Genomic DNA, 10252 nt, shown 5'->3' on the forward strand with positions numbered 1-10252 from the left:
ATTATCCCGCCCCCGCGGCGCTCAACCTTTCCAGGTGAACGGGAACTTCAGCTGCTTCCAGAAGCCGTTGGGCACGTAGTCGCCCAGCACGCCGTAGTCCTTCGGCCAGGCATGGTCGCTGCGGACGGCCGTCCCGAACAGGTGGTCGAGGAAGGCGAAGTGGGCCGCGTAATTGCGGTCCAGCGCTTCATTGTCCTGGCTGTGGTGCCAGTGGTGGAAGTTGGGCGTGACGACCACGTAGCGCAGCGGCCCGAGCCGCACGCTGACGTTGGCGTGGTTGAACACCGCCTGGAAGCCCACCACCACGATGTAGGCGTCGATCACTTCCTTGGAGAATCCCAGCACGTAGATGGGCGCGAGCACCAGCGTGCGCGTGATCAGCAGTTCCAGGATGTGCTGGCGCGAGCCCGCCAGCCAGTCCATGCTCTTCACGCTGTGGTGCACCGCATGGAGGCGCCACAAGGCCGGCACCTCGTGATAGGCGCGGTGGGTCCAGTACTGCACCAGGTCGGCCACCAGGACGATCAGGAACAGCGCGGGCCAGAAGGGCAGGGCCTGCACCCAGCCGCGCACGCCGTCGTTGGCCGCCCAGCCGAACAGCTTGTGCACCAGCAGGTTCGTCGCGAGCAGCACGAAGCCCACCACCATGTGGTTGACGATGAAGTGGTGCAGGTCGGTCTGCCACTCTTCCCGGAAAACCGGCTGGTCGCGGCGCAGGGCGAACAGCTTCTCCACGAAGATGAAGATCAGCGAGGAGCCGAGCAGGTCCAGGATGAACCAGTCCAGCCCGATGTAGGGCGTGTTGTCCGCGAAGTCGTTCACCGGCACCTTGTGCCCGCCCAGCAAGGCAGCCAGCGCCACGAGCGCAAAGGCGAACGACGCGAGCCAGCGCGAGCGGTTCAGGACGATGTTGGCCAGGCTCAGCCCGCCCGCGACCACCATGGCGCCGAACAGCACCTTGCGCAGCACCTCGACGTCGTAGCTCCTGCGCAGTTGCGGCGTGGTGAGGTACTCGGGAAAGTGGAAGGCCAGCACCCCGAGGAAGCACAGGATGCCCAGCGCCATGGCCAGCACGCCGGTGACCAGGCCCGCGCCCGGCTTGAGCTCGCCGTGCCCTTCGGAGAATTCGTTCAGTTTTTCGAGCATGCACTCCCCCTCTTGCGGCGCAGTTTAGCCACGGTCCCCGACGTGTCCGCCGATTTGGCGCATGACACGTGACGGAGTTGGCAGCGAGTGGCGCAAGCCGCGACGATGGCGTCGCGGGCGGGGGAGGGCGGCGCGTCCTGCATGCGCCGCGATGATCCCGGGCGGCCGGGGGCCGCCGGCGTCAGCGCTTGTAGATGCCGCCGCAGACCACGAGGTCGTCGGTGCGCTCGCAGTACATCTGCTTGGGTTCGATCTTGCGCGTGATCGGGTCCACGAACTTGTAGTCCTGCCAGAAGCTGGACTTGGTCTGCGCCAGGGTCATGCGCTCGCGGACGTATTCCTTGCCGTCCATGTCGCGCAGCTCCATGTTGTTGCGGCCGATCATCTTCGGGTTGATCGGATGGGCGACGTTGGTGCCGTCCATCGTGTAGGCCGTGATGTACAGGTCGCGGTCCACGAAGACGCCGTTGCGGTCGCTGAAGTCCGCGAGGGCCTTCTGCCGCCCGCTGGCCTTCACGTGCGCGACGGCCTTCTTCACCATGGTCTCGGCCTCCTTGGCCGTGGCCCGTTCCGTTGCCGCCTGGGCACCCGTCCCGGCCAGCAACCCCGCGGCAAGCGCCGCACCCAGCAACATCTTCTTCCGTTCCAGCACGGTCGCTCCTCAACGTTTCCTTGTGACGTGGCGGCCGCCGCGCGGCAACCGCCAGCCGGACGCAGATCCGCGCCGGCAGCTGGATTATTCGGATCTGCTCTACAGTCTGTAACTACGTAGTTGCAGCAAGATCGACCGTTCAGGCCCGGGCCAGACGCCGTTCGGCGAGATCTGCGCCGGCAGCGGCGATGCCGCGCACCACGTCGCCCACCACGATGACCGAAGGGCTCGCCAGTCCTTCGCGCTCGATGGTGGCGGCCAGTTCGCCGAGGGTGGTGACCGCGTGTCGCTGGTCCGCCAGGGAAGCCCGCTGCACGACCGCCACCGGCGTCGCCGCCGGCAGGCCGCTGAGCAGGTCGTCCTGGATGCGCGAAGCGCTGCTGACGCCCATGTAGATCACCAGGGTGAGGCGGGCGTCGCGCGCCGCGGCCGCCAGCGATTTCCAGTCCGGTGCCTGCGCCCCCTTCTGGGCATGGCCCGTGAGGAAGATCACGCCCTGCGCATGCTCGCGGTGCGTGAGCGGCACGCCCAGAGAGGTGGCCGCGGCCAGGCCCGCCGTGATGCCGTTGACGATCTCGACGTGGATGCCGGCTTCGCGCAGGTGTTCCACCTCCTCGCCGCCGCGGCCGAAGATGAAGGGGTCGCCGCCCTTGAGGCGCACGACGCTCTCGCCCTCGCGCGCGGCCATGACCATCAGCTTCTCGATGAAGGCCTGCGGCGTGCTCTTGCAGCCGCCGCGCTTGCCGACGTAGACGACCCGGGCGTCCTTGCGGGCATGCGCCACCACCTCGCGGCCGACGAGATCGTCGACCAGCAGCAGCGTGGCCGACTGGATCGCCTTGAGGGCCTTCAAGGTCAGCAGTTCGGGATCGCCGGGGCCGGCGCCGACGAGGGTGACTTTGCCTGTGTTCATGGGGTAGCCAGACGCAAGATGTGTTCCACCTGGAGCGCCATCGAGTCGGGGACGGCCTTGCGCTCCGCGAGCACGTCGCGGATGTAGGCCGCGGTGGTTTCGGGGTCGACCTCCTTGGGCAGATGCGGCAGGTCCGTGAGGGTTCCCTTGCGGCCTTCTTCCAGCGGGATGCGCCGTCCGCGCACGAAGCCGTCCATCTGCGGCAGCCGGCGGGCATCGGCGACCACCTCGCCTTCGGTGCCGCGCAGGAGCAGGGCGGTCGATCCCATCATTTCGAAGACCGCTCCCATGGAGATCGCGTATTCCGGGTGGGTGTAGCTGCTGACGATCACGGCCTCGCCGGCGCAGGGGTTCATCAGCTTCACCAGGCTGTGGGCGCTGTTGCGCAGGCCGATCAGCTTGCGGGCGTCGAGCAGCCGCTTCAGGCCGGGGGACAGCACCTCGGTGGGCACGAAGGCGACCTGGCCGTCGCGCACCGTGGGCACCGCCTCGTGCACCTGGATGTCCAGGGCATGCAATACGTCGCGCACCACGACGCGGCTCGATTCGGTGGCGGTCCCGTGGATCAACACCGGCAGCCCGCGCCGGGCAAGCAGGCCGGCCAGCAGGGGGGTGAGCACCGGCAGCCGCCGCGCGCCGTTGTAGCTGGGCAGCACGACCATCGTCCTGCCGCTCGCGGCGGGCACGCGTTGCAGGCGGGACTGGGCGGCATCCAGGAAGCCGCACATCTCCTCGGGAGTTTCGCCCTTCACGCGCATGGCGATGCAGAAGGCGCCGATCTCGAGGTCGCTCACCCCACCATCGAGGACCTGCCCGAACAGGTCCGCCGCCTGGGCGCGATCGAGCGGCCGCGCGCCTTGCTTGCCGCGGCCGATTTCCTTGAGGTACTGGCTGATGCCCACGCGCAATTGTCCCAGAGCCTTGATGACCTCCGGGAATAAGCTGAATTCGCCGGCCGGGTCTACCCTGATGCCGCGACGTGGGGGCGCTGCGACACTGCCCGCGACCGAAAGGGGGACCGCATGAAGTCGTACCTGTTCCGGACCGCCGCCTTCGCGCTGGCGGCATTGGCGATGGCGCCCGCGGGGGCCCAGGGCTATCCGCACCAGCGCGTGACGCTGGTCACGCACTCCAGCCCCGGGGGCGGCAGCGACGTGTTCCTGCGCGACCTGGCCAGGCATCTCGGGCCGATCATGGGCGTCAACTTCACGGTGGAGAACGTCAGCGGCGGCAGCGGCGCCAAGGCGATGGCGCACGTGGCCAAGGGCAAGCCGGACGGCAGCATCTTCTACGCCACCACGCCGACCTACATCCAGACCAGCCTGCTGTCGAAGCCGGACGTGAACTACACCGCGCTGGAGCCGGTCGCGATCGTGTTCGAGGACCCGGAAGTGGTGTTCACCCGCGCCGACGCGCCGTTCAAGAGCCTCACCGACGTCATCGAGCACGCCCGGCGCAACCCGTCGAAGGCGCGCTGGGGCGCCGCGACGCCGGCGTCGCTGGAACGCATCGCCCTGGAGCGCATGTCGCGCAAGGTCAACGTCAAGGTGCCGGTGGTGCCGCACGAGGGCGGCGGCGACATGATGATCAACGTGCTGAACGGCACCCTGGACATCGGTGTCGGCGAGGTGCAGGAACTGCAGTCGCAGCTGCAGGCCGGCAAGGTGCGCATCCTGGCGGTGCTCTCGGACAAGCGGCTGGCCACCTTCCCCAACGTGCCGACCGCGCGCGAGCAGGGCGTCGACATCTCGGTGCGCAAGTTCCGCGGCCTCGCCGCGCCCAAGGGCGTGTCGCCCGAGGCCGCCAAGGCGCTGGAAGCCGGCCTGCGCAAGGTCATGGCCGATCCCGCCTTCAAGAAAAGCTACACCGACAGCAACCTCGTGCCGACGCTCATGGGCCACGACGAGGCGGTGCGCTTCACCAACGAATTCGCCGGCGACATCACGCAGACGCTGAAGGAACTCGGGGTCACGGGCAAATGATCGCGCGCCGCGCGGATTTCTTCCTGGGGCTCGCCGCCGTCGTCGTGGCGCTCGGCTACCACCAGGTGGCCGTGCGCATCCCGCAAAGCCTGCTGTCGGATGCGGTGGGCGCGGACGGCGTGCCGCGCGTGCTGGGCTGGGCGATGGGCCTCCTCGGCGTGCTGCTTTGCCTGCGCAGCCTGGGACGCGCCCCTGCTGCCAAGGACGATGACGCGGCGCTCGCGCGCAAGTTGCAGCCGCACGTGCGGGCGCTCGGCCTGCTCGGGATTCTGGCCGCCTACGTGCTGCTCGCGCCCTGGGTCGGATACGCGGTGGCCACCGGCCTGCTGGTTGCCGCCAGCGCGGCCTATGCCGGCGCCGCGCCGGGACGCCACCTGTTGCTGGTGGCGGTGGTCGCCGGGATCGGCTTCTGGGTGCTGTTCGTGCACGTGTTCGGCATCGCCATGCCGCCCGGCACCCTGTTCGAAAGGTAGGCCATGCAAGCCCTCTCGCAGGCCTTTGCCGCGCTCACCGGCGGCTGGGCGATCCCGGCCGCTTTCGCGGGCGTGCTCTGGGGCATCTTCGGCGGGGCGCTGCCCGGCATCTCGCCGTCGATCGCGATGGCGCTGCTGCTGCCCATGACCTACGGCATGGATCCGGTCACCGCCATCGTGCTGCTCGCCAGCGTCTACGTGGGCGCGGAATACGGCGGTTCCATCCCCGCGATCCTGATCCGCACGCCCGGCACCAATTCCGCCGCCGCCACCACCATCGACGGCTACGAGATGGCGCGCCAGGGCCGCGCCGGCGAAGCGCTGGGCATCTCGCTGATGGCCGGCCTGGTGGGCGGCCTGTTCGGGCTCGTGGTGCTGGTCGTCGCGACCAAGCCGCTGGCCACCGTGGCGCTCGCCTTCACGCCCATGGCGTACTTCGCGCTGGGCATCCTCGGGATCTCGGTGATCGCCAGCCTGTCGGGAGGCTCCCTGCTGAAGGGCCTGATCGCCGCGGTGATCGGGCTGATGTTCGCGATGGTGGGCAGCGACCCGGTGTCGGGCGTGTCGCGCTTCACCTTCGAGCATCCGGACCTGCTGGGCGGCATCAAGCCGCTGCTGGTCATGGTGGGCCTGTTCGCCGTGTCCGAAATGCTGGTGCAGATCAGCGAGCCGCAGTGGGCCAAGGCCGATGCGGGCCAGACGCGGCTGAAGCTGCCCGACTGGCTGATGATGAAACGGCTCTTCAGGCCCACCGCGATCGGCTGCGCGATCGGCACCTTCGAAGGCGTCACGCCCGGCGGCGGCGGCACGATCGCGGCCTTCATGTCCTATTCGGAGGCGCGGCGCTGGTCGAAGCATCCGGAGGAATTCGGCAAGGGCTCGCCCGAAGCGGTGGCCGCGCCGGAGTCCTCCAACAACGTGGTCACGGCGACGGCGCTGGTGCCGCTCCTGAGCCTGGGCATCCCCGGTTCCAATTCGGCGGCCGTGCTGCTGGGGGGCTTCCTGATCCACGGCCTGCAACCCGGCCCGATGCTGTTCGAGAAGGCGCCGCACGTGGTCTACGGGCTTTATGGCGGGCTGCTGATCGCCAACATCGCGATGCTGCTGATCGGGCTGGTGATCCTGTCGCCCTGCATCTGGCTGGTGAACCGGCCCAAGCACTGGCTGATCGCCTTCATCCTCGCGCTGGTCGTGTCCGGCGTGTATTCGGTGAACCAGAGCCTGTTCGAAGTGGGGCTCGTGCTGGGCGTCGGGGTGCTCGGCTACCTGCTGCGCCTGTGCCAGGTGCCCATGCTGCCCATGGTGCTGGGCGCGGTGCTCGGTTTCATGATCGAGTCCAACTACCGCCGCAGCCTGCTGCTGTCAGGCGGGCACCACGGGATCTTCCTCACCGACAAGGTGTCGCTCGGCCTGCTGGTCGCGGCCGCGGCGCTGACCGCCTATTCGACCTGGCAGGAATTGCGCGGGCCGCGCAAGAAGAAGTCCTTGACCCCCCTGGAGGAGCAGACCACGTGAGCAGCATCCCATCCAGCGAACCCAGCGTCGCCGAACGGCTGGCCGACGTCATCGCGGGCCTGCCCGCGCAGCCACCCGAGGCGATGCGCACCGTGTGCCGCTCCCTGCTGGTGGACATCGCCGGCATCTGCATCGCGGCACGCGACACCGACTTCGTGCGCGCCACCCTGCAGGCGAGCGACGAGCCCGGCGACTGCACGGTCATCGGCCACGCGCGGCCACTCGGCCTCGCGATGGCGGCGCTGTGCAACGGCACCGCCGCGCACGGCGAGGACTTCGACGACACCTTCGAAGGCGGACCCGCGCACGCAGGCGCGGTGGTCGTGCCCGCGCTGCTCGCCACCGCGGAGCGCCACGGCCTGGGCGGCCCCGACCTCGTGCGCGGCATCGCGGTGGGCTCGGAAGTGATCTGCCGCCTCTGCCTCGTCGCGCCCAAGCTGGTGCACAAGGCCGGCTTCCATCCGACGGCGGTGTTCGGCGCGATCGGCGCGGCCGCCGGCGTCGGCTCGGCGCTGCGGCTCGACGCGAAGCAGCTGGTCGACGCGATGGGCGTGGCGGCGAGCATGGCCTCCGGGATCATCGAGTACCTGGCCGAAGGCGCCTGGACCAAGCGCATGCACCCGGGCTGGGCGGCGCAGGCGGGGTATCGCGCCGCGCGCATGGCGCAGGCCGGCTTCAGCGGCCCGCGCACGGTGTTCGAGGGCGAGCACGGCTTCTTCCATGCCTTCGCCCGCACGCACGAGGGCCGCTTCGACGAGATGCTCGCGGGCGCCGGCACGCGCTGGCTGGCGGCCGACATCGCCTTCAAGCCCTACGCCTGCGGAACCATGGCGCATCCCTACATCGACTGCGCGCGCAAGCTGGTGGCGGGCGGCCTCGACCCCGCGCAGGTGGAATCCATCGAATGCGAGACGGCCGAGGGCATCGTGCATCGGCTGTGGGAGCCGCTGGCCTCCAAGCAGAATCCGCGCAACGGCTATGCCGCCAAGTTCAGCGTTCCGTATGCGATTGCCGTGGGCATGCTGCGCGACGACGCGGGCCTGGGCGAGTACGAGGAGTCCGTGGTGCAGGACCCGCGGGTGCGCGCGCTCGCGGGCAAGGTGCGCTACGTGATCGATCCCGACAACCCGTATCCGCGCCAGTTCACCGGCCACCTGCGCGTCACCCTGCGCAATGGCGAGGTGCGCGAAATGCGCCAGGGGCATTTCCGCGGCGGGGTCGAGGAGCCGCTGGCCTTCGAGGACCTGGTGAGGAAGTTCCGCGCGAACTGTGCCTACGGCGGCCTGGAGGACCGGGCCGACGAGTTCCTGGACCTGCTCGCGCACGTTCCCGACGCGCCGCGGCTGGACCTGCGGGCGCTGCGCTGCGCGTGAAGCGCGTCGCGCTCGTCACCGGCGCCGGCCGCAACATCGGCCGCGCGATCGCGCTGGCACTCGCGCATGACGGCCTGGCCGTCGTCGTGAACGCCCGTTCCCATCGTGACGAGGTCGAGGCGGTGGCGGGGGAGATCGTCGCGGCGGGCGGCGAAGCGATCGCCTGCCTTGCGGACGTGAGCGATCGCGCGGCGGTCGACGCGATGTTCGACGAGGTGAAGACGCGATTCGGCCGCCTCGACGTGCTGGTCAACAACGCGGCGGTCCGTGCCGAATCGCCGTTCGAACAGACCTCGTTCGAGTCGTGGCGCCAGGCCTTCGCGGTCTGCCTCGACGGCGCCTTCCATTGCACGCAAGCGGCGCTGCCGCTGCTGAAGACCGGCGACGCGGCGGCCATCGTCAACATCGGCGGGCTCACGGCCCACACGGGTGCGGCCCAACGCGTGCAGGTGGTGACGGCCAAGGCGGGCCTGGTGGGCATGACGCGCGCGCTGGCCACCGAGCTGGCGCCGCAGGGCATCACGGTCAACTGCGTGTCGCCGGGGCTCATCGACACCCAGCGCGCGAATCCGCGGCCGCAGCACCACGCCGTGCACCAGACCCTGCTCGGGCGGCGCGGCACGCCGGACGAAGTGGCCGACGCCGTGCGCTGGCTCGCCGGCCCCGGTGCGCGCTTCGTCACCGGCCAGGTGGTCCACGTCAACGGTGGAGCCTACCTGGGCGGTTGAAGGCTACGCCGCCTGCGCCAGCGGGATCACCGAACGGATGATGCGCTTGAGTTCGGGCACGCAGGAGCCGCAGTTGGTGCCGCACTTCAATTGGCCCTGCAGCGATGCGAGCCTTTCTTCGTGCGAGCCACCGCAAGCCGCGACGTGCTTCTCGATCGCCGGCGCTTCCACGCCGAAACAGCTGCATACCTGCTTGCCCTTCTGCTGCACGGCCACCGGCGCTTTGGCACCCGGCGCGAGCAGCTGGCGGCCGTAGGCCTGCGCGGGCAGCTCCTGCAGCAGCAGCGCCTTGAGCCAGGCTTCGGCGCTGGTGTCGCCGGCCAGCAGCAAGGCCTCCAGCTTCATGTCGGCGCCGTGCTTCTGCACGCGCACGCTGCGGCGCTGGCCCTTGCGCTTGTCGGCGTAGCGCAGGGTCTCGATGCCGGTGAGTCCGAGCAGCGTCTCCAGCTTTTGCACGAGTTCTTCCGGCGGTGCTTCGTACGCCGCGGCCCGGAACAGCACGCCGGTGCGTTCGCGGCTCGCGGCCTGTTCCAGCGGCGCGTTGTTGGAGAAGGGCACGCAGGCGGCGAAGGGGAACACTTCCATCAGCGCCTTCAGTTGCTCGCGTGCTTCCAGCGCGCGGCCGGGCGGCAGCCAGGCGACGGCCAGCAGCGTCCACGGCAGTTCCGCCTTCAGGATCTTCACGGCCGCGTGCTTCAGCTCGGGCTGCTTCGAGATGGGGCAATAAGCCGAAGTGGTGATCGCGTTGACACCCGAAAGGCGCTCGCCGGTGCTGGACACGCCGCCCAGGAATTCGCCGCCCCAGTGCATCGCGATGAAGGCCTGGCTGGGCGAGAGCTCCGTGCTCGCCTGCACCGGCAGCACGATGGAGCCGCGCTTGGAAGTGACGTGCGCCAGGTCGCCTTCCTTGAGGCCGCGCCGAGCGATGTCCTGCGGGTGCATCTGCACCACCGGCTCCGGCACGTGGCCGAACAGGCGGCCGAGCGTGCCGGTGCGGCTCATGCCGTGCCACTGGTCGCGCAGGCGCCCGGTGGTGAGCGAGAAGGGATAGCGCGATTCGCGCGGCTCGGCGACCGGCTTGTAGGCGACGTCGGCGAAGCGCGCCTTGCCGTCGGCGGTGGGGAAGACGCCGTCGGCGTAGAGGCGCTCGCGGCCCTGCGCGGCGCCTTCGGGAAAGGGCCATTGCTGCGGGGAACGTTCGATCAACGCGTACGAGAGTCCAGTGATGTCGAGGTCGCGGCCGCGGGTGGATTCGCGGTGCTCGTTCCACACGGACTCGGCGTCGGCGTAGGGAAAGAGCGCGCCGGCAGACCCGAGCTGCGCCTGGAGCCGGCGCGCGAAGTCGGCGGCGATCGCCCAGTCGTCGCGCGTCTCGCCGGGGCGCCGCACCGCGTTGCGCACGCGCGAGATGCGGCGCTCGCTGTTGGTCACGGTGCCGTCCTTCTCACCCCAGGTGGTGGCCGGCAGCAG

At 69.7% G+C, this 10252-nt stretch carries 10 protein-coding genes; 5 read left to right on the plus strand and 5 right to left on the minus strand.

The window, feature by feature from the left end:
• Positions 1 to 21: 21 nt before the first annotated feature.
• The 4 genes from VF522_RS06900 to ybiB all read right to left on the minus strand — a co-directional run bounded on the left by VF522_RS06900 (position 22) and on the right by ybiB (position 3613).
• Positions 22 to 1146 (minus strand): sterol desaturase family protein, encoded by a 1125-nt coding sequence (locus tag VF522_RS06900; protein WP_330907493.1) that lies wholly within the window; start codon positions 1144 to 1146, stop codon positions 22 to 24.
• 181 nt (positions 1147 to 1327) lie between these two features.
• The gene (locus VF522_RS06905; RefSeq protein WP_330907494.1) at positions 1328 to 1798 is read right to left on the minus strand and encodes a cache domain-containing protein; all 471 of its coding nucleotides are present in this window, start codon (positions 1796 to 1798) and stop codon (positions 1328 to 1330) included.
• Positions 1799 to 1937: 139 nt separating this feature from the next.
• Positions 1938 to 2711, minus strand: a complete 774-nt coding sequence (cobA, locus tag VF522_RS06910) for a uroporphyrinogen-III C-methyltransferase (RefSeq protein ID WP_330907495.1) — start codon at positions 2709 to 2711, stop codon at positions 1938 to 1940.
• Complete coding sequence (gene ybiB, locus VF522_RS06915) at positions 2708 to 3613, minus strand: DNA-binding protein YbiB (protein ID WP_330907496.1); 906 nt, start codon at positions 3611 to 3613, stop codon at positions 2708 to 2710. Before ybiB ends, cobA begins: the two co-directional genes overlap by 4 nt.
• A 120-nt stretch (positions 3614 to 3733) precedes the next feature.
• Here ybiB and VF522_RS06920 point away from each other — a divergent pair, with 120 nt between their 5' ends.
• From VF522_RS06920 to VF522_RS06940, 5 genes are read left to right on the plus strand one after another with little or no spacing between them, the layout of a single operon-like run.
• Entirely contained in the window at positions 3734 to 4693 is a 960-nt protein-coding gene (locus VF522_RS06920; RefSeq protein ID WP_330907497.1) for a tripartite tricarboxylate transporter substrate binding protein, read from the plus strand.
• Positions 4690 to 5166, plus strand: a complete 477-nt coding sequence (locus VF522_RS06925; protein WP_330907498.1) for a tripartite tricarboxylate transporter TctB family protein — start codon at positions 4690 to 4692, stop codon at positions 5164 to 5166. Before VF522_RS06920 ends, VF522_RS06925 begins: the two co-directional genes overlap by 4 nt.
• Positions 5167 to 5169: 3 nt before the next feature.
• A complete protein-coding gene (locus VF522_RS06930; protein ID WP_330907499.1) occupies positions 5170 to 6681 on the plus strand; it encodes a tripartite tricarboxylate transporter permease in 1512 nt (503 codons plus the stop codon).
• On the plus strand, positions 6678 to 8054 hold the full coding sequence (locus VF522_RS06935; protein ID WP_330907500.1) for an MmgE/PrpD family protein: 1377 nt from the start codon (positions 6678 to 6680) through the stop codon (positions 8052 to 8054). The genes VF522_RS06930 and VF522_RS06935 overlap by 4 nt, the downstream gene beginning before the upstream one ends.
• On the plus strand, positions 8051 to 8782 hold the full coding sequence (locus VF522_RS06940; RefSeq protein ID WP_330907501.1) for an SDR family NAD(P)-dependent oxidoreductase: 732 nt from the start codon (positions 8051 to 8053) through the stop codon (positions 8780 to 8782). The genes VF522_RS06935 and VF522_RS06940 overlap by 4 nt, the downstream gene beginning before the upstream one ends.
• A 3-nt stretch (positions 8783 to 8785) precedes the next feature.
• Here VF522_RS06940 and VF522_RS06945 read toward each other — a convergent pair.
• Positions 8786 to 10252 (minus strand): molybdopterin dinucleotide binding domain-containing protein (locus tag VF522_RS06945; protein ID WP_330907502.1); only part of this gene is annotated, 1467 nt, incomplete at its 5' end.

This window comes from Ramlibacter sp., from assembly GCF_036383835.1.
Lineage (GTDB): Bacteria > Pseudomonadota > Gammaproteobacteria > Burkholderiales > Burkholderiaceae_C > Ramlibacter.

Coding starts and splice junctions, on each gene's coding strand:
- cobA (WP_330907495.1), bottom strand. CDS start 2,711: ATGAACACAGGCAAAGTCACCCTCGTCGGCGCCGGCCCCGGCGATCCC.
- VF522_RS06930 (WP_330907499.1), top strand. CDS start 5,170: ATGCAAGCCCTCTCGCAGGCCTTTGCCGCGCTCACCGGCGGCTGGGCG.
- VF522_RS06900 (WP_330907493.1), bottom strand. CDS start 1,146: ATGCTCGAAAAACTGAACGAATTCTCCGAAGGGCACGGCGAGCTCAAG.
- VF522_RS06920 (WP_330907497.1), top strand. CDS start 3,734: ATGAAGTCGTACCTGTTCCGGACCGCCGCCTTCGCGCTGGCGGCATTG.
- VF522_RS06925 (WP_330907498.1), top strand. CDS start 4,690: ATGATCGCGCGCCGCGCGGATTTCTTCCTGGGGCTCGCCGCCGTCGTC.